The 18,847-nt window shown below is 75.1% G+C and carries 14 protein-coding genes; 9 read left to right on the top strand and 5 right to left on the bottom strand.

From position 1 onward, the window contains the following. From FRCN3DRAFT_RS54515 to FRCN3DRAFT_RS0235605, 4 genes are all read left to right on the top strand, one after another. Positions 1 to 465 (top strand): hypothetical protein (locus tag FRCN3DRAFT_RS54515; RefSeq protein ID WP_232794350.1); only part of this gene is annotated, 465 nt, incomplete at its 5' end. A gap of 183 nt (positions 466 to 648) precedes the next feature. After that, positions 649 to 975, top strand: coding sequence for a tRNA-binding protein (locus FRCN3DRAFT_RS0235615; protein WP_007519473.1), 327 nt, complete (start codon positions 649 to 651; stop codon positions 973 to 975). A 263-nt stretch (positions 976 to 1,238) separates the two neighbouring features. Beyond that, complete coding sequence (gene icmF, locus FRCN3DRAFT_RS0235610) at positions 1,239 to 4,523, top strand: fused isobutyryl-CoA mutase/GTPase IcmF (RefSeq protein ID WP_007519474.1); 3,285 nt, start codon at positions 1,239 to 1,241, stop codon at positions 4,521 to 4,523. 237 nt (positions 4,524 to 4,760) lie between these two features. Continuing rightward, positions 4,761 to 5,267: a MarR family winged helix-turn-helix transcriptional regulator gene (locus tag FRCN3DRAFT_RS0235605; RefSeq protein ID WP_007519475.1), complete on the top strand. Its 507-nt coding sequence runs from the start codon at positions 4,761 to 4,763 to the stop codon at positions 5,265 to 5,267. Here the strand turns inward: FRCN3DRAFT_RS0235605 and FRCN3DRAFT_RS47810 are convergent. After that, complete coding sequence (locus tag FRCN3DRAFT_RS47810; RefSeq protein ID WP_035931377.1) at positions 5,264 to 5,941, bottom strand: response regulator; 678 nt, start codon at positions 5,939 to 5,941, stop codon at positions 5,264 to 5,266. The genes FRCN3DRAFT_RS0235605 and FRCN3DRAFT_RS47810 overlap by 4 nt on opposite strands. A gap of 188 nt (positions 5,942 to 6,129) precedes the next feature. Then, positions 6,130 to 7,830 (bottom strand): sensor histidine kinase, encoded by a 1,701-nt coding sequence (locus FRCN3DRAFT_RS47805; RefSeq protein ID WP_007519478.1) that lies wholly within the window; start codon positions 7,828 to 7,830, stop codon positions 6,130 to 6,132. 220 nt (positions 7,831 to 8,050) lie between these two features. On the opposite strand from FRCN3DRAFT_RS47805, the gene FRCN3DRAFT_RS0235590 reads away from it, so the two are divergent. Together FRCN3DRAFT_RS0235590 and FRCN3DRAFT_RS0235585 are read left to right on the top strand one after the other, a co-directional pair. After that, the gene (locus FRCN3DRAFT_RS0235590) at positions 8,051 to 8,812 is read left to right on the top strand and encodes an ABC transporter ATP-binding protein (RefSeq protein ID WP_007519480.1); all 762 of its coding nucleotides are present in this window, start codon (positions 8,051 to 8,053) and stop codon (positions 8,810 to 8,812) included. Beyond that, positions 8,809 to 11,265, top strand: coding sequence for an ABC transporter permease (locus FRCN3DRAFT_RS0235585; protein ID WP_007519482.1), 2,457 nt, complete (start codon positions 8,809 to 8,811; stop codon positions 11,263 to 11,265). Before FRCN3DRAFT_RS0235590 ends, FRCN3DRAFT_RS0235585 begins: the two co-directional genes overlap by 4 nt. A 111-nt stretch (positions 11,266 to 11,376) precedes the next feature. On the opposite strand, the gene FRCN3DRAFT_RS0235580 is transcribed toward FRCN3DRAFT_RS0235585, so the two are convergent. Genes FRCN3DRAFT_RS0235580 through FRCN3DRAFT_RS0235570 form a run of 3 tightly spaced genes read right to left on the bottom strand, consistent with a single transcriptional unit; the run spans position 11,377 to position 14,299 of the window. Next, a complete protein-coding gene (locus FRCN3DRAFT_RS0235580) occupies positions 11,377 to 12,168 on the bottom strand; it encodes a cobalt-precorrin-6A reductase (RefSeq protein ID WP_007519484.1) in 792 nt (263 codons plus the stop codon). Continuing rightward, on the bottom strand, positions 12,156 to 12,908 hold the full coding sequence (cobM, locus tag FRCN3DRAFT_RS0235575) for a precorrin-4 C(11)-methyltransferase (protein WP_007519485.1): 753 nt from the start codon (positions 12,906 to 12,908) through the stop codon (positions 12,156 to 12,158). Before cobM ends, FRCN3DRAFT_RS0235580 begins: the two co-directional genes overlap by 13 nt. After that, the gene (locus FRCN3DRAFT_RS0235570; RefSeq protein ID WP_007519487.1) at positions 12,905 to 14,299 is read right to left on the bottom strand and encodes a bifunctional cobalt-precorrin-7 (C(5))-methyltransferase/cobalt-precorrin-6B (C(15))-methyltransferase; all 1,395 of its coding nucleotides are present in this window, start codon (positions 14,297 to 14,299) and stop codon (positions 12,905 to 12,907) included. The genes cobM and FRCN3DRAFT_RS0235570 overlap by 4 nt, the downstream gene beginning before the upstream one ends. A 294-nt stretch (positions 14,300 to 14,593) precedes the next feature. Here FRCN3DRAFT_RS0235570 and FRCN3DRAFT_RS0235565 point away from each other — a divergent pair, with 294 nt between their 5' ends. The 3 genes from FRCN3DRAFT_RS0235565 to FRCN3DRAFT_RS47800 all read left to right on the top strand — a co-directional run. Beyond that, positions 14,594 to 16,873, top strand: a complete 2,280-nt coding sequence (locus FRCN3DRAFT_RS0235565; protein WP_027141237.1) for a VWA domain-containing protein — start codon at positions 14,594 to 14,596, stop codon at positions 16,871 to 16,873. Next, positions 16,873 to 17,487, top strand: coding sequence for a cob(I)yrinic acid a,c-diamide adenosyltransferase (gene cobO, locus FRCN3DRAFT_RS0235560; RefSeq protein ID WP_007520709.1), 615 nt, complete (start codon positions 16,873 to 16,875; stop codon positions 17,485 to 17,487). Before FRCN3DRAFT_RS0235565 ends, cobO begins: the two co-directional genes overlap by 1 nt. 7 nt (positions 17,488 to 17,494) lie before the next feature. After that, positions 17,495 to 18,847 (top strand): cobyrinic acid a,c-diamide synthase CobB (locus FRCN3DRAFT_RS47800; RefSeq protein WP_051467400.1); only part of this gene is annotated, 1,353 nt, incomplete at its 3' end.

The raw sequence follows: 18,847 nt of genomic DNA, 5'->3' as shown, positions 1-18,847 counted from the left end.
GCCAGCCGCATATCCCGTTCCAGACATCCCGCCCCCCTCACCACGGGCGGCGGGTGTCGGGCGGAGCGGCGACGCAGACCCGCCAGCGGCCAGGGAGCGGAGGGCGCTCAGCGCCTGACCGCGTTCCGCGGCGCGCTCGTGATCTCCGCGTTCCGCGGCGCGCTCGTGATCTCCGCGTTCCGCGGCGCGCTCGTGATCTCCGCGTTCCGCGGCGCGCTCGTGATCTCCGCGTTCCGCGGCGCGCTCGTGATCTCCGCGTTCCGCGGCGCGCTCGTGATCTCCGCGTTCCGCGGCGCGCTCGTGATCTCCGCGTTCCGCGGCGCGCTCGTGATCTCCGCGTTCCGCGGCGCGCTCGTGATCTCCGCGTTCCGCGGCGCGCTCGTGATCTCCGCGTTCCGCGGCGCGCTCGTGATCTCCGCGTTCCGCGGCGCGCTCGTGATCTCCGCGTTCCGCGGCGCGCCATAGCCAGCCGGGATCATGGGTTGAGGCACGGCCCCGAGGCGCGGTGATCGCCGGCCAGGTGTGAGAACCGGCGCCCGCTGGCGTGCCCGGATCTCCGTTCTGGTGATGGAAGGGTTGCGCACGATGGCCACAGATGGCGCGGATGACGGTGTGGGGGTCCAGGAGAGTCCTGGGAGGCTTCCCGACGTGGCTCCCGCGGACTTCGCCAGGCTCGACCTGCGAGTTGGCCGAATCGTCGAGGTTCGGGACTTCCCGACCGCGCGGAGACCGGCCTGGCGGCTGACGATCGACTTTGGTCCCACGATCGGTGCGCTCACGACCAGCGCCCAGGTGACGAACTACCCGCGAGCGGAGCTGCTCGGCCGCCTGGCCATCGCCGCCATCAACCTTGGCGTCAGGCAGATCGGGCCGGTACGCAGTGAGTGCCTCGTGCTTGGCGCTGTGGACCCGGACGGCGTCGTGACATTGCTTGAGGTGCCCGAAGGCACCGCTATCGGCCTCCGGATCGCCTGAGTTCTCCGGATCGCCCGAGTTCTCTGGACTGCCGGAGTTCGCGCGTCACATCTCGCGAGCCGCGGTATGCGTTCCGCGGTCCGAGGCGCGCGGTACGAGGCACACGGACCGGCGGCCGGCTCGGCTTCGGAATCGACTGCGTCACAGTCGGTTGGCCGACCGCGGGTCCACTGGCACCAGATAGATGGACGTCCTACTATCGGGAGACCGAGCTACGCCGCCACCCCGTTGGACACAGGGGCCGTCTCTCAGGAGTGCATGCGATGGGTGCAACCTCAGCCCTCCACAAGCCGGTCTACCCCTTCCGGGCCGTCACCGCCGGCTCGCTGTTCGACGGGCACGACGCTGCGATCAACATCATGCGGCGGTTGCTGCAGGCCCAGGGTGCCGAGGTGATCCACCTTGGCCATGACCGTGGCGTCGAGCAGGTGGTAACGGCCGCAGTGCAGGAAGACGTCAACGCCGTCTATGTGTCCTCCTACCAGGGCGGACACGTCGAGTACTTCAGCTACCTGGTTGAGCGGCTCCGTGAGCGGGGCGCAGGCCACATCCGGGTGTACGGCGGCGGGGGCGGCGTCATCGTTCCAGAAGAGATCGAGCTGCTGCACGCGCGTGGAGTCGCGCGGATCTTCTCGCCGGCGGACGGGCAGCGGCTCGGCCTTCCCGCGATGATCAACGTTACGCTGCAGGAGAGCGACCGGGACCTCGCGGTCGAGGCGCCCTCCCTCGACGCGCTGCTCGCGGGTGACGAGACGGCGCTGGCTCGGTCGATCTCCGTCCTCGAGACAGGCCGCTTCCCTGAGTTCGCGCAGGCCGTCCAGGCGGCCGCCGCTGACCGGACGGTCCCCGTGCTCGGCATCACCGGGACCGGTGGCTCCGGTAAGTCATCGCTGACCGACGAACTGATCCGCAGGCTTCGCCTCGACCAGGAGGACAAGCTGCGGATCGCGGTAATCGCCGTCGACCCGACCCGCCGACGTGGCGGTGGAGCGCTCCTCGGCGACCGGATCCGGATGAACTCCCTCGGCGACACGGCGCCTGGCGGCCCGGTCTACTTCCGCTCACTCGCGACCAGGACTGCCGGCGCGGAGGTCCCCGAACATCTCGCCGAGATCATCGCAGCCACCCAGGTTGCCGGCTTTGACCTGGTCATTGTCGAGACTCCCGGCATCGGGCAGGGAGACGCGGCCATCGTGCCGTATTGCGACGTCTCCCTCTATGTGATGACGCCGGAATACGGTGCTGCCTCCCAGCTTGAGAAGATCGACATGCTGGACTTCGCGGCCGTCGTCGCCATCAACAAGTTCGAACGGCGCGGTGCCGAGGATGCTCGTCGCGATGTCGCCCGGCAGATGGTCCGCAACCGGGAAGCGTTCGGCACTCCCTGGGAGGAAATGCCGGTCTTCGGCACCTCGGCGGCTCGTTTCAACGACGACGGCGTTACCAGGCTCTACCAGGAGCTCAAGGGCCTGCTCGGCGAGCGCGGCCTGGCCCTCGGGCCTGGAACGCTGCCCGTCGTCACTGTGCGCGCCTCCAGCGGTCTGACGACCGTCGTTCCGCCGGCGCGGGTGCGCTACCTCGCGGAGGTGGCCGAGAGTGTCCGCGGCTACCACGCCAGGACCGAGCAGCAGGTAGCGGCCGCCCGTCGGCGGCAGCACCTCACCACCGCGCTGGAGGCACTCGAGGAGGCCGAGGCGCGCTCGGATATCCCGGCCGGCGCGCCCACCTCGGCGACGGCCGCCGTTGCCGCGCTGCATCACGAGGCCGACGCCGCGCTCGAACCGGAGACGCGCAAGCTGCTCGAGTCCTGGCCGGCACTCGTCGCCGAACGTACCGGCGACGAGATGGTCTACCGGGTGCGGGACAACGAGATCCGGACGCCGCTGACCCGGACGACGCTGTCGGGCACCAAGGTTCCGAGGGTGGCCGTCCCGAAGATCGACGACGATGGTCGCCTGGTGCGGTTCCTGCGCCGGGAGAACCTGCCGGGGCTGTTCCCGTTCACCGCAGGCGTCTTCCCGTTCAAGCGGGCCGGTGAGGCGCCGGCGCGGATGTTCGCCGGCGAGGGCGACGCCTTCCGGACCAACCGGCGGTTCCACTTCCTGTCGGAAGGTGCGGCCGCGACCCGGCTCTCGACCGCCTTCGACTCCGTCACGCTCTACGGTCGGGACCCGGAGACGCGCCCGGACATCTACGGCAAGGTCGGCACCTCGGGCGTGTCGATCGCGACACTCGATGACATGAAGGCGCTCTACGACGGCTTCGATCTTTGTTCGCCGACGACGAGCGTCTCCATGACGATCAACGGTCCGGCGCCCGCGATCCTCGCGATGTTCCTGAATGCCGCGGTTGATCAGCAGTTGGCCAAGTTCGCGGCTGAGAACGGCCGCGAGCCGTCGGCCGACGAGGGCGCGGCGATCCGAGCCAAGGCGCTGTCGACCGTGCGCGGCACCGTGCAGGCCGACATCCTCAAGGAGGACCAGGGCCAGAACACCTGCATCTTCTCCACCGAGTTCGCCCTGCGCTGCATGGCCGACGTGCAGGAATGGTTCATCCAGAACGCGGTCCGCAACTTCTACTCGGTCTCGATCTCCGGCTACCACATCGCCGAGGCCGGGGCCAACCCGATCAGCCAGCTCGCGTTCACGCTTGCCAACGGCTTCACCTACGTCGAGGCCTATCTCGCCCGCGGCATGAAGATCGATGACTTCGCGCCGAACCTGTCGTTCTTCTTCTCCAACGGCATGGACGCCGAGTACAACGTGATCGGCCGGGTCGCCCGGCGAATCTGGGCCGTCGCGATGCGCGAACGATACGGCGCCGGCGAGCGCTCGCAGAAGCTGAAGTACCACGTCCAGACGTCCGGCCGGTCCCTGCACGCGCAGGAGATGAACTTCAACGACATCCGGACGACGCTGCAGGCGCTGTGCGCGATCTACGACAACTGCAACAGCCTGCACACCAACGCCTACGACGAGGCGGTGACGACCCCGACCGAGCAGTCCGTCCGCCGCGCACTGGCCATCCAGATGATCATCGACAAGGAATGGGGCCTGGCCGGCAACGAGAACCCGCTGCAGGGGTCGTACATCATCGAGGAGCTCACGGACCTGGTCGAGGAGGCGGTGCTCGCCGAGTTCGAGCGGATCTCCGAGCGCGCCGGCGTGCTCGGCGCGATGGAGACCGGCTACCAGCGCGGGCGGATCCAGGACGAGTCGATGCTCTACGAGCACCGCAAGCACGACGGCTCGCTCCCCATCGTCGGCGTCAACACCTTCCTCGCCCCGGAGAGCTCGGACGACACGGTCACCACTCTGGAACTCGCCCGGGCCACGGAGGTCGAGAAGAAGTCCCAGCTCGACCGGCTCGCGGACTTCCACAACCGGCACCGCGACGAGTCGCAGGAGGCGCTGCGCCGGCTGCGGGACGTCGCCGCCTCGGGTGGCAACACGTTCGCCGCGCTGATGGACGCCGTCCGGGTCTGCTCGCTCGGCCAGATCACGGAGGGGTTCTTCGAGGTCGGCGGCCAGTACCGCCGCAATGTCTAGCCCTCGCGGAGGTCGGGGCCGGTAGCCGGGCTGGCGGGCGCGATGCGTGGTACCGGTGGGTAGGTTCGGCCGTACCGGTGGGTAAGGTATGGCGTCAGCCGCGTCGCGCGCGGTGGCGTCGTTTTGCCTTGACGTCCGGACGTGGGATGCAATGAACACCACTCCCGTGACCACAGGGCCGAGACCCGCGTCGACGGCGGCTCCCGTCGGCGCCAGCACCCGCCGGAGCGCAGTATCGTGCCGCCGCGCAAGCCCCTTCCCTTCGACCCGATCGCCGAGGCGCGACGGCAGTGGTCCGCGCACGGCTGGGCGGAGGCCGCCGACGGGATGGCCGCCGTCACCTCGCTGATGCGTGCCCAGCAGATCGTGCTGGCCCGCGTCGACGAGGTGCTGCGGCCGTTCGAGCTGACGTTCGCCCGTTACGAGGTGCTGATGCTGCTGATGTTCAGCCGCAGCGGCTCGCTCCCGCTCAACCGGATCGGGGTCCGCCTCCAGGTCCACCCGACCAGCGTCACCAGTGCCGTCGACCGGCTCGAGGCCCGCGGCCACGTGCGCCGCACCCCGCACCCGACCGACCGGCGCGCGATCCTCGCCGAGATCACCGAGGAGGGCCGGGCGACCGCCCTCGCCGCCACCGAGAAGCTCAACGACACGGTCTTCGCGGAGCCCGGCCTACCCGACGGCGGCATCGACACCCTCGTAGCCCTCCTCAACGAGATGCGCCAGGCCGCCGGCGACTTCTAGAGCGTGGAGGGGCGGGCCGCCGCGCCCCCTGAGCCAGGCGTGACGAGGCCCGTCTCGTAGGCGACGACGACGGCCTGGGCACGGTCGCGCAGCCGAAGCTTGGACAGGATGCGGGCGACGTGGGTCTTCACCGTCGCCTCGCTGAGCTGGAAGGTGGCGGCGAGCTCGGCGTTGCTCCGCCCGGTCGCGAGGAGTCGGAACACCTCCAGCTCGCGCGGGGTGAGCGTGGCCAGGTCGCGGTGGATCGCGGCCGCCTGGGTGCCGGGGGACGCGAACCGCTCGACGAGGCGGCGGGTGATCGTCGGGGCGAGCAGCGCGTCGCCGGCGCGCACCAGCCGGACGGCGGCGACGAGCTGCTCGGGCGTCACGTCCTTGAGCAGGAAGCCGCTGGCGCCAGCGGTCAGCGCGGCGTAGACGTACCGGTCGAGGTCGAAGGTCGTCAGCATGATGACGCGCGGGGTGGTGTCCCCGCCGGCGAGGATGCGCCGGGCGGCCTCCAGGCCGTCCATCTCGGGCATCCGGATGTCCATCAGCACGACGTCCGGCCGGGTCCGGCGGACCGCCTCGACGGCGCGCGCCCCGTCGGCCGCCTCGGCGACCACGTCGATCCCGTCGGCGGTGAGGATCATCCGGAAGCCGGCGCGGACGAGTGCCTGGTCGTCGGCGATCACCACCCGCGGCGGCCCCGGCGACGCGACGCCCGCTCCCGCTCCCGCCCCGAGATGGGGACCGCCGGCGTGGCCGTCCTCGCCGGCCATGGCGTCGCGCCCGTCGGCGTGGCCGCGCCCGTCGGCGTGGCCGCCCTCGTCGGGGAACCCGCCATCGACGCCGCGGTAGCGCTCGTCCACCGGTCCGTGTTCGCTCACGCTGACCCGTCCCACACCCTGGCCGGCCCAGACTCCGGCGTGCCCGGGCCGCCACCGAGGGCCAGCCCACCGTCGGCCCTGCCCGGCCCGGCCTCGATCGGGATCTCGGCGCGGACGCCGAACCCGCCGAGCGGGCGCCGGCCGGCCCGCAACGAGCCGCCGTAGACGGCGAGCCGCTCGCGCAGGCCGACCAGACCGGCGCCGCCACCGGGGCCGGCCACCGCGGCGGGGCGCCCGCCGCTGTCGGTGACATCGACGCACAGCGCGCCGGGACCGTGGTCGACGGCGATCCGGACGCGGGCGCCGGCGGCGTGCCGGACGGCGTTGGTCAACCCCTCCTGCACCACCCGGAAGGCTGCCAGGTCGATCCCCGGCGACAGCTCCACCGGCGTCCCGGTCATGGTCAGCTCGACGTCGACTCCGGCCGCCCGGACGCGGTCGACCAGCGCCGGCAGCTGGCTCAGGCCGGGCTGCGGCGCGAGCTCGTCGTCCGTCGGCTCGTCCGGCGCGGACGCGTCGCCGGCGCCCGGACCTGCCGCGGCGCCGTCCGGCGCGCTGTCCGCCGCGCAGGTGTCGGGCATCGTGAGCAGTCCCATGACGTGGCGCAGCTCGGTCATGGCCGCGCGGCCGCTGCTCTCGACGGCGAGCATCGCCTCGCGCGCCTGGTCCGGCGACGCCGACAACACCTTGCGGGCCGCGCCTGCCTGGATGACCATCACGCTGACGTTGTGGGTGACGACGTCATGGAGCTCCCGCGCGATCCGGGCCCGCTCCTGCTCCACCGCCCGCTGGCTGGCCGCCTCCTGCTCCGCGGCGACGACCAGCGCACGCTGCTGGCGCAGGTGGAGCGCGTTCGCGGTCAGGCCGACGAGGACCAGCATGATGAACGGCACGTAGACGGGCCGGAAGTCGGGGATGTTCTCGTTCGGAAACGCGATCACCTGCACGCCGCCGACCACGACGCTCGCCGCCGCGAGCGCCCGGTGCGGGCTGTAGACCGCGGCCCCATAGGCCGCGACCAGCAGCGCGACGAACGTGAACGGCACGGCGTCCTCGACGAGGACGCCGCGGTGGAACACGACGGTGGCGACGAGCACTGCCCAGTAGGCGGCGAGTGGCCGCCAGCGGCGCCCGGCCAGCGGCAACGCGATCAGTACCGCGGCGACCAGCTGCCAGTAGGGAACCGGCTCCGGCGAGCGGTCGGCGAGCCGCCGTGCCGTGAGGAGGCCGTCGGCGTCGGACGGGAAGCCGGCCAGGTCGCCGCGGTCCGGCCGGTCGGCCGGGTCGGCGGGCTCGGCGGGGTCCGGCGCGTCGCCCAGGCCGCCGGGATTCGTGCCCGCCCAGTCCGGTGCGTCGCCCAGCGCGGGGGGCTGGGCCGGTGGGGCCGGGGCGCGGGCCGGGGCGTCGGGCGGCGCTGGTGCGTCCGACGCCCCGATCGCGATCCGCGGTACCACCAGGCTGCCGCCGTCGCGCGCTGCCACCAGCGTCAGGGCGACCAGGACGAACGCGAGGATCGCGTCCGCGGTCCACGCCCAGGGCGACAGCCGCGCGAGCTGGCCGCGCACCGCCGGGCGCGGCCCCGGAGCCAGACCCGGGCCCAGCCAGTACGCGCGGACCCGCCGCCACGGGCCGAGGGAGCGCCGCCGGGCGGCCCCGGGGTCCGCCGTCGCCGTCGCCGTCGCCGTCGCCGAGATCACGGTCCTAGTGTGACAAGGCTGCGGCGGGCCGGCGTCCGTCCCGCGCGGGTGCGTGCGCCGCGGCCTACATCGACCGCGTACATCGCTGGGATGACCCGCGCCTCCGATCGCCCCGTTGGGCGAGCCCATCTGGCCATCGCGGCCGACGCGGCCCCGCCCGGTCCGCTCCTAGCGTCCGTGCCGTCGGGATCACCACCCCAGACCGCGGAGGACGACGGACGTGACCACACGCAACAACTCGGTACCGGGCGGCCCGGCCGCCGGCGCCGCGGACCGCGCCGGCTGGCCGGCCGCGGCCGGCCAGCCTGTCGTCGAGATTCAGGGGGTGACCAAGACCTACGGCGGTGGCGCGCACGCGCTCGTGGACGTGTCGCTGACGGTGCGCGCCGGCGAGGCGGTCGCGATCGTCGGGCCGTCGGGCAGTGGCAAGTCGACCCTGCTCAACATGATCGCGGGGCTGGACCGGCCGACGTCGGGCAGCGTCACCGTCGGCGGTCACCGGGTCGACCGGATGAGCGAGACGGCGTCCGCCCGGTACCGGCGGGCCCGCGTCGGCATGGTCTTCCAGTTCTTCAACCTGCTCGACGACCTCACCGTCCTCGACAACGTCCTGCTGCCCGCCCAGCTCGCCCGGATCGGCCGGGCCGAGGCCCGCCGGCGGGCCGCGGACCTGCTGGACTACCTGGGCGTCGGCCGGCACGCCGGCGCCTACCCCGGCCGGCTGTCCGGCGGGGAGCGTCAGCGGGTCGCCGTCGCCCGCGCGCTGATGAACCAACCGGCGGTGCTGCTGGCCGACGAGCCGACCGGTGCCCTCGACCGGGCGTCGGGCCGGGACGTCCAGGCGCTCCTCGCCGACCTGAGCCGGGACGGCCTGACGATCCTGCTGGTGACCCACGACGGAGCGCTCGCGGACGCGTGCGCGACCCGGACGGTCGAGCTGGTCGACGGCGCGGTTGCCCGGGACGCGGAGATGACCCGATGAGGATCGGGACCGGCGCGGCCGCCGCCACCCGGCGGGTGACGCTCGGCGGCCTCGGCCGGCGCCGCGCGCAGACCGCGGTGCTCGTGCTGACCGTCCTGACGGCCGTCACGGCGTCGCTGCTCGCCACCGGGTTGCTGGTCGGGTCGCATGCGCCGTTCGACCGGGCCTTCGCCCAGCAGCGCGGCGCGCACCTGACGGCGGAGGCCGACGCGGCGAAGGCGACGCCGGCCCAGCTCGCGGCCACCGCCCGGCTCGCGGGCGTCACGGCCGCCGCCGGGCCGTTCCCGACGGCGACGGTGAGCACGCGTGTGACCAGCGGTCCGGGCGGCCCCGGGGCTGGCGGCTCGGGCCCCGGCCCGATGGGCCTGCCGCCGCTGGCCGTCGTCGGCCGGGACGACCCCGGCGGCCCCGTCGACCGGGTCGACCTCGTCCGGGGGGCCTGGCCAGCCCGGCCCGGCGAGATCGTGCTGTCGACCGGTCTCGACATCCTCCTGCCGGTCGGTACCAGGCTGACGGTGCAGGACCTGCCGGGCGGCGGCGAGCTGACCGTGGTGGGGATCGCCCGGTCGACCAGCCAGACCGCGGACGCCTGGGTGGCGTCGGCGGAGGTGCGACGACTGGCCGCGGCGGGCGCCCAGACCGGCTACGAGATGCTCTACCGGTTCGCGGCCGCGGGCACGGACGCCGACATCCGCGCCGGGCAGGCCGCCGTGGCGGGCGCGCTGCCGGCGGGGGCGCTGACCGGCACCCGGTCCTACCTGGACGTCCGTCGGGTGGCGATCGCCGTGACCGCGGCGTACGTGCCGTTCGTCGCCGCCTTCGGCGGGCTCGGCCTGGCGATGTCGGCGCTGATCATCGGGATCGTGGTCAGCGGCGCGGTCGGCGCGGCGCGCTGGCGGATCGGCGTGCTCCGGTCGCTCGGGTTCACGCCCGGGCAGGTGGTGGCGGCATACGTCGGCCAGACGCTGGCGCCGGCCGCGGTCGGCGTCGGGCTCGGCGTGCTGTTCGGCAACCTGCTCGCCGTCCCGGTCCTCGCGGACCAGTCCGACGCGAACGGCGGGCCGAAGCCGACGATCCCGCTGTGGGTCGACGTGGCGGTCGCGGCCGGGGCGCTCGCCCTCGTCGCCGGCGCGGCGCTGGCCTCCGCCTCGCGTGCCGGGCGGCTGCCGGCGGTGGAGGCGATCAGCCTCGGCCGCGCGCCCCGGACCGGCCGGGGGCGGCTGGCCCGGCGCCTCACGGGCCGGCTGCCGCTGCCGCGCCCGGTGAGCCTCGGGCTCGCGAACCCGTTCGCCCGGCCGGCGCGGGCGACGGTCATGGCCGCCGCCGTCGGCCTGGGCGCGCTCGGCGTCACCTTCGCCGTCGGGCTGGGGACGACGCTGGCCCTGATCCAGAAGGAGAACGGCCCCGACCTGGCGGGCGACGTCGTCGTCTCCCTCGGGTCCGAGATCCATGAGAACGCCGGTGGGAACGGCCCGCCCACGCCCGGCGAGGCCCCGCCCGGCGCCGGCGCGGAGACGCCCCCCGCCACCGCGCAGGCGGACACCGAGGCCGTCGCCGCGGCGCTGAAATCCCTGGCGGGGACCGCGGGGTACTTCGGCGTGGCCGAGACCCAGCTCGCCGTGCGCGGCCTGGTCGGCGCGGCGGACGTCACGGCGCTGACCGGCCAGGCGTCGGCGGCGGCCCGGCGCCTGGTCTCCGGGCGCTGGCTCGACGCCCCGGGGGAGGCCGTCGTCGACTCCAGGTTCCTGCGGGCCGCCGGCCTCCGGGTCGGCGACCGGGCCACGGTCACCGACGGCGGGCGCGTCGCGAGCCTGCTGATCGTCGGCGAGGTGTTCGACGCCAACGACTCCCCGAGCCTGTTCACGGCCTCGACGTCCCTGGCCGGCCTTGCCCTGGACCTGACTCCGCACGAGTTCGGCGTCGACCTGGCACCCGGGACCGACGTCGGGGACTACCTCCGCGCGGCCGACGAGGCCCTGGCGCCGCTCGGCGCGGGTGCGATGGCGAACAGCGGTGACCAGTCGACCGTGATCATCGCCATGATCTCGCTGATCACGACGCTCACGCTGATGACCGTCGTGGTCGCCGTGCTGGGCGTGCTGAACACGGTGGTGCTGGACACCCGGGAGCGCGTCCACGACCTCGGGGTCTTCAAGGCGCTCGGCATGGCTCCGCGGCAGACCGTCGCGATGGTGGTGACGTCGGTCGCCGGGATCGGCGCCGTCGCCGGCCTGGTGGGTGTGCCGCTCGGGATCCTGCTGCACCACGCGGTCGTGCCGCTGATGGGCGACGCCATCACGACCGGGATGCCGGCCGCCTATGTGGACGTGTACGACCCGCTGACGGTGGCCGGGCTCGCCCTGGGCGGGTTGGTCATCGCGGCGGCCGGCGCGCTGCTCCCCGCCACCTGGGCCGCCGGGACCCGCACCGCGACCGCCCTGCGCACGGAATAGCGAACAGATCAGCGGGTGGCAGGTGGAATTGGGGTCTGGATTGGCAGGTCGACCCCAATTCCACCTGCGCCGACGGGTCGGCCGAGGGCGCTCCCTCGAAGGGGGCGGGCGCTAGCCGGTGGTGAGTTCGCGTAGGGCGCCGAGGACGCCGGCCACGTCGGGCCAGGTGGGTGGGGACGGGGCGGTCACGGCGGGGCGGTCGACCATGACGACCGGTAGGCCGAGCGCTCGGGCGGCGTCCAGCTTCGCCGCCGTGAGGTCGCCGCCGCTGTCCTTCGTGACGAGCACGCGGATCCGGTGGTCGCGCAGCAGCCGGGTCTCGCCGTCGACCGTGTAGGGGCCGCGGTCCAGCAGGACGGTGTGCCGGGGCGGCAGGAGATCGGTGGGCGGATCGACGGCCCTGATCACGTAGTGGCGGTCGGCGTCGGCCGCGAAGGGCGCGAGCTGGCGGCGTCCGGTGGTGACGAAGACGGCCGAGCCGGGCGGGCACAGCGCCCGGGCCCGTTCCGCGGCCGCCGCGAGAGCGGGCACACGGTGCCAGTCGTCACCGGGACGGCGGGCCCAGCCGGGCCTGGCCAGCCGGAGCAGCGGCACGGCGCCGCCCTCGGCCGAGCCGTCGTCGCCGGCGCACGCGTCCACCGCATGCGCGGACATCGTCGCGGCGAACGGGTGGGTCGCGTCGACGACGACGTCGATCTCGCGGGCGCGCAGGAACGCGCGCAGGCCCGCGACCCCGCCGAAGCCACCGATCACGGTCTCGCCCGCGGGGAGCGCGGGGTCGCTCACCCGTCCGGCCAGCGACGTCGTGACCGTGACGCCCAGTTCGTCGGCGAGCGTGGCGTCGACGAGCGCGGCTGCGAGGTCGCGGGCCTCGCGGGTGCCGCCGAGGATCAGGACACGCACGAGCGGTCCCGTTCCACCGAGTACAGGTGGCTGTCGCGGAAGCCGCCGGCGGCCAGCGCGTCGCCGACGATGATGACCGCGGCCCGGCGCACCCCGGCGGCCCGCACGGCCGCGGCGATGTCCTCCAGGCGGCCGCGCAGCACGACCTGGTCCGGCCGGGACGCCCAGGCGACCACGGCGACCGGGGTATCGGCGCCGTACACCGGCAGCAGGTCGGCGACCACCGCCTCGATCCGCTGCACGGACAGGTGGATCACCATGGTCGCCCGGGCGGCGCCGAGGGCGGCGAGCGTCTCCCCGGCGGGCATGGCGGAGGCGTTCTCGCTGGTGCGGGTCAGCACGACGCTCTGCGCGACGCCCGGCACGGTCAGCTCGCGGCGTAGCTCGGCGGCCGCGGCGGCGTAGGCCGACACCCCGGGGCACACGTCGTAGGGCACGCCTGCGGCGTCGAGGCGGCGCATCTGCTCGGCGACGGCGCTGAACACCGACGGGTCGCCGCTGCACAGCCGGGCGACGTCGAGACCGGCCGCGTGCGCGTCGACGAGGTGGCCGACGATCTCGTCGAGGGTCAGCGGGGCGGTGTCGACGAGCCGCGCGGCCGGCGGGCAGTGCGCGAGCACCGCCGGGTCCACCAGGCTGCCGGCGTACAGGCAGACGGGGGACGCCGCGATCAGGTCCCGGGCGCGCAGCGTGATCAGGTCGGCGGCGCCGGGTCCCGCGCCGATAAAGTGGACGGTCATCGCGTCGCTCCGTTGGTGTGGACCCACTGGGTGACCGGGAGGGCGGGGCGGAAGGCCGTGAACGAGCCGACCGGCTCGGCATGGGAGATCGCGATCCGGCGCAGCCGGCCGCCGGCGCGGCGGTGCCAGCCGGCGAGCAGCGCCTCCGTCTCGATCGTGACCGCGTTGGCGACGATCCGGCCCCCGGGCGCCAGGGCGGCCAGGCAGGCCTCGATCACGCCAGGGACGCTGGCCCCGCCGCCGACGAACACGGCGTCCGGCGTCGGCAGGCCGGCGAGCGCGCCCGGCGCGCGGCCCTCGACGACGCGCAACGTGTCCGGCGCGGCGGCCGCGTGGGCACCGGCGACGGTCCGCTCGACGGCGCCAGCGAGGCGCTCGGCGTTCGCGCGGAGATGGGCGGCGCGGTCGGCCCGCGGCTCGATGGCCACCGCCCGGCACCGGCGGTCGGCGCGCAGCCACTCGGTCGTGATGCCGCCGCTGCCGGCGCCGACGTCCCAGAGCAGCTCGCCGGGTGCCGGCGCGAGCGCGGCGAGGGTGACCGCGCGGACCTCCTGCTTGGTGAGCACGCCGTCGGTGGCGAACGCGTCGTCGGGCAGCCCAGGTACCCGGGCGGTCAACACCCGCGCCGCGGCCGCGGGGTACGGCCCGCAGCGGACCGCGACGATGGCGAGCCGGTCGTGCGACGACGGCGGCCGCGGCGGCGCGGCGTCGGCGGAACCAGCGGCGTCGCCGGCGCCGGCGACGCCAGCGAGGTAGCTGCCGACCCGTTCCCGCGAGCCGCCGAGCCGCTCCAGCACGGTGAGCTCGGCGTCGAGGCCGCGTTCGGCCACGAGGCGCCCGACCCGGGCCGCGCCGTCCTCGTCTCCGGTCAGGACGAGCACCCGGGTGCCGGGGCGCAGCTCGGGGCCGACGGCCGCGTAGGGCCGGCCGACCGCGCTGACGACGGTCACCTCCTCGACCGGCCACCCGAGCCGCGCGCAGGCCAGCGAGATCGACGACGGCGCGGGCAGCACCCGCACGTGCTCGGCGCCGAGCGCCCGCACGAGCGTCCCCCCGACGCCGTAGTGCATCGGGTCGCCGCTGGCGAGCACGGCTACCCGCCGCCCGGCGTGGGTCTCGGGCAGGGCGGCGGCCGCGGCGGCCAGGTCCTTGGGCCAGGCCTCGCTCGCGCGTACGCGCCCGGCGACGAGCGCGAGCTGGCGCGGGCCGCCGAGCACGACGTCGGCGGTGGCGAGCGTCTCCCTGGCCGGCTGGCCGAGCCCGTCCCAGCCGTCCTCACCGATCCCGACGACGGTCACCGCGAAGGTCGCCGCGGAGGTCGCGTCGACGGCGGCGGGTCCGGTGGGCGCGGGGACGGGTCCGGTCGGGGCGGGCGGGGGGCTGGCTGGCACAGGGGCGATTGTGCATGCCTTCAGCTCATGCCGTCGCGTTGATGGCGGTGAGCGGTTCCATGGGGTGTTGGTCGTCACTATCCCCGGGCAGCCCTCCCATGGCACCATGCCTGCCAGGCGACATGAGGGGAACTCCGGTGCGGCGCGCGGCGCCAAGGCCGAGGCGGTCCCGCCACTGTGAGCCGCGGCCGGTGCGCCGCGGTGAGCCAGAACACCTCGGCCGCCGCCCGTGGGCAACAGTTCCCGGGCCCGTACGGGTGGCAGGCGCGGACACCTGCCGGTGCGAGGTGCTGCGTGTCCCTGTTCCCCTTCAGCGCGGTCGTCGGCATGGACGACCTCCGGCTCGCCCTCGTCCTGAACGCGATCTCTCCCGAGATAGGTGGCGTGCTCGTCCGGGGCGAGAAGGGCACGGCCAAGTCGACGGCGGTGCGCGCGCTCGCGGCGGTGCTGCCGCCGGTGGCGGTCGTGTCCGGCTGCCGGTTCGCCTGCGACCCGGAGCGCCCCGCGCCCGACTGCCCGGACGGCCCGCACACGTCGCACGGATCGCACGGGCCGGCCCGTGCCGCCGTCAGCCGGCCAACCCGGCTGTGTGAGCTGCCGGTGGGCACGACCGAGGACCGGCTGGTGGGCTCCATCGACATCGAGCGGGCGCTGACGTCCGGCGTCGTCTCGTTCGAGCCGGGGCTGCTGGCCGCCGCGCACCGCGGCGTGCTCTACGTCGACGAGGTCAACCTGCTGCACGACCATCTCGTCGACCTGCTGCTCGACGCGGCCGCGCTCGGCGTCGCGCACGTCGAGCGCGACGGCGTGTCGGTGCGGCACGACGCCCGGTTCGTGCTCGTCGGCACGATGAACCCTGAGGAGGGCGAGCTGCGTCCGCAACTGCTCGACCGCTTCGGGCTGACCGTGCAGGTCGCGGCGCCGCGGGAGCCGGCGGCGCGGGCCGAGGTGGTCCGCCGCCGGCTGGCGTTCGACGGGGCACCCGAGGCGTTCGCGGCCCGCTACGCGGCCGTCGAGCGGGAGTTGTCGGCGCGGATCGCGGCCGCCCGCGCGGCGTTGCCGGCCGTCCGGCTGCCCGACCGTGAGCTGACCCGGATCGCGGCGGTCTGCGCCGCGTTCGAGGTCGACGGGCTGCGCGCGGACCTGGTCACCGCCCGGGCGGCGCTCGCGCATGCCGCCTGGGAGGGACGCGCCGAGGTCACCGAGGCGGATGTGCGGGCCGCCGCCGCGCTCGCGCTGCCGCACCGCCGCCGCCGCAACCCGTTCGACGCGCCCGGCCTGGACCCGGGCCAGGTCGACGCCGCGCTGGACGCGGCCCGCCGGCACCTCGACGACGGCGACCCGGCCGAGGCCGAACCCGACGTGAGCGACCTGGACACCGGCAGCCTGGACGACGCGAGCCCGGGCGGCGATGCGGATTCGGGCTGCGACGCCGACCTCGGCCCGGAAGCGGACGCGGCAGCAGGGCCCGACGGTGAGGCCGGCGGGCGGGGCTCGGGTGGTGAGCCGGATCCCGGCCCTGGCGGAAGAGGTCCCGGCGGCGGCGCACCCGCGCCGGGTGATGCACCCACGGGTAATGGGGCCGCTGGTCGCCCTTGGGCAGATCAGACTCCGACCACGCCTCCGGTGGGCGCGGGTGCCGAGACGCCGGGGAGTGTCGTCGCGCCGTCGGCCACGTTCCGCGCCCGCCGGCTCGAGGTGCCCGGCGTCGGCCGGGGCGTGCCCGGCAGGCGATCGCGCGCGGTCACCGGCGCGGGCGCGGTAGTGGGCGCCCAGGTTCCGGCCGGCCGGCTGCGCGATCCGCACGTCATCGCGACGCTGCTGGCGGCGGCGCCGCACCAGCGGGCCCGCGGCCGCGGCGGTCCTGGCCTGAAGCTGAGCTCCGCCGACCTGCGCGAGGCCAGGCGGGAAGGCCGCGAGGGCAACCTGGTGCTGTTCGCCGTCGACGCCTCGGGCTCGATGGCGGCCCGGGCGCGGATGGCCGCGGTCAAGGCGGCCGTCCTGTCGCTCCTGCTCGACGCCTACCAGCGCCGCGACAAGATCGGCCTGGTGACGTTCCGCGGTGAGGCCGCGCAGCTGGCGCTCCCGCCGACGTCGTCGGTGGACGTCGCGGCGGCGCGCCTGGCGAGCCTGCCCGCCGGGGGCCGTACGCCGCTGGCCGAGGGCCTGCTGCTCGCGCACCGCACCCTCGCCCGGGAGCGGCTGCGCGACCCGAGCCGCCGAGCGCTGCTCGTCCTGCTGACCGACGGCCGGTACACCGCCGGGCCCGAGCCCGGCCCGGCCGCCGGGCTGCTCGCCCGATCCGGGGTCGCGGCGATCGTCGTCGACTGCGAGACGGGCCGGATCCGCCTCGGGCTCGCCGGGGTGCTCGCCGCCGGGCTCGGCGCCCCGCTGCTCGCGCTCTCAGACCTGGTCGCGACCGGCGCCGCGCCTGGCGCCGGAGATGCCGGGCGCGGCACCGGGCCCGGCACCCCCGGCGGGAGGCGAAGCCGGCCCGCGGCCGCGGGCCCGGACGGCGCCGCCATGGGCGCCGGTCTCGCCGCGACCGTCCGCGCGTTGCGGGACGCCGCCTGATGGCCCCGCAGGGAAAGGTCACGAGCGTTCCCGAGGACGGGCTCACGACCCGGGCGCGGCGCAACCGGCCGCTGGTGATCGTCCACACCGGCGACATGAAGGGGAAGTCGACGGCCGCCTTCGGGCTGGCGCTGCGCGGCTGGAACCAGGGCTGGCCGATCGGCGTGTTCCAGTTCGTCAAGAGCGCCAAGTGGAAGGTCGGCGAGGAGAACGCGCTGCGGGCGCTGGGCCGGCTGCACGAACAGACCGGTGAGGGCGCGTCGGTGGACTGGTTCAAGATGGGCTCCGGCTGGTCGTGGACGCAGCGCGGCCCGCTCGACGACCATGCCGCGGCCGCCGCCGAGGGCTGGGAACGGATCAAGGCCGACCTCGCCGCCCAGACCTACGGCCTGCTGGTGCTCGACGAGTTCACCTACGTGATCGAGTGGGGCTGGGTGGACGTCGAGGACGTCGTCGCCACGCTCACCGCGCGCCCCGGGTTCCAGCACGTCGTCATCACCGGCCGCCGGGCGCACCCGCGGCTGGTCGAGGCGGCCGACCTGGTGGTCGAGATGGCCAAGGTCAAGCACCCGATGGACGCGGGGCAGAAGGGCCAGCGGGGGATCGAGTGGTGACCGGGCGGTGAGGATCCCGAGGGTCGTCCTCGCCGCGCCGGCCAGCGGCGCGGGCAAGACGTCCATCGTCACCGGCCTGCTCGCCGCGCTGCGGGCGCGTGGGCTGGCCGTCTCGCCCCACAAGGTCGGCCCGGACTACATCGACCCGGGCTACCACGCCCTGGCCGCCGGCCGGGCGGGGCGCAACCTCGACCCGTGGCTCGTCGGCGAGCACCGGATCGCGCCGCTGTTCCTGCACGGGGCGCTGACACCCCGGCGCGCCGACGTCGCCGTCATCGAGGGTGTCATGGGCCTGTTCGACGGGCACGCGACCCACGCCGGGTTCGGCTCGACGGCGCACGTCGCCACGCTGCTGGCGGCGCCCGTCGTCCTCGTCGTCGACGCGCGCTCGGCCGGCCGGTCGGTCGCGGCGACCGTCCACGGCTTCCGCTCGTTCGACCCCGCGGTGCGGATCGGCGGCGTCGTGTTCAACCAGGTCGGCACCGAGCGGCACGCCGGGATCCTGCGGGCCGCGATGGCCGAGATCGGCATGCCGGTGCTCGGCGTCCTCGGCCGGCGCGACAGCCTCGTCACCCCGTCACGCCACCTCGGTCTGGTCCCGGCCGCCGAGCGCGCGGCGCCCGCCCGCGCGGCCGTGGCCGAGCTCGGCGACGCGGTCGGCGCCAGCCTCGACCTCGACGCGCTGCTCGCGCTCGCCGCGACCGCGCCCGACCTCCCGGCCGATCCCTGGGACCCCCAGCAGACCTCCCAGCAGACCTCCCAGATCGGCTTCGCCGATCCGGCAGGGACCCCGAGCGCCGCCGAGACATCCGATGCCGCCGAGACCTCGGGCGGCTTCGTGCCGGCGGCGCCGGGCGCGGCCGGGCGACGTGGGGGGCGCCCGGTGGTCGCGGTGGCGGGCGGGCCGGCGTTCACGTTCGGCTACGCGGAGACGCCCGAGCTGCTCACGGCCGCCGGCGCCGAGGTCGTGCGCTTCGACCCGACGGCCGACGAGGCGCTGCCCGACGGGACGTCGGCGCTGGTCATCGGCGGCGGGTTCCCGCAGGTGCACGCCGGCGCGCTCGCCGCCAACGCCGCGCTGCGGGCCCAGGTCCGCGCGTTCGCGGCCACCGGCGCTCCGGTGGTCGCCGAGTGCGCCGGACTGCTCTACCTGAGCCGCGCGCTGGACGGCGAGCCGATGTGCGGGGTGCTGGCCGAGGTGACGGCGGCCATGACACCGCGCCTCACCCTGGGCTACCGGGAGGCGGTGGCGGCCACCGACTCGGCGCTCGCCGCACGCGGCACCCTCGCGCGTGGCCACGAGTTCCACCGCACGGTCGCCCTCCCGTCGGCCGGCGGCCTGGACGGCGCGCCGCGGGGA

The sequence above is a fragment of the Pseudofrankia saprophytica genome, from assembly GCF_000235425.2.
Lineage (GTDB): Bacteria > Actinomycetota > Actinomycetes > Frankiales > Frankiaceae > Pseudofrankia > Pseudofrankia saprophytica.
Note: the sequence above shows the minus strand (reverse complement) of the source record. Positions and strands in the feature narration are given on the sequence as shown.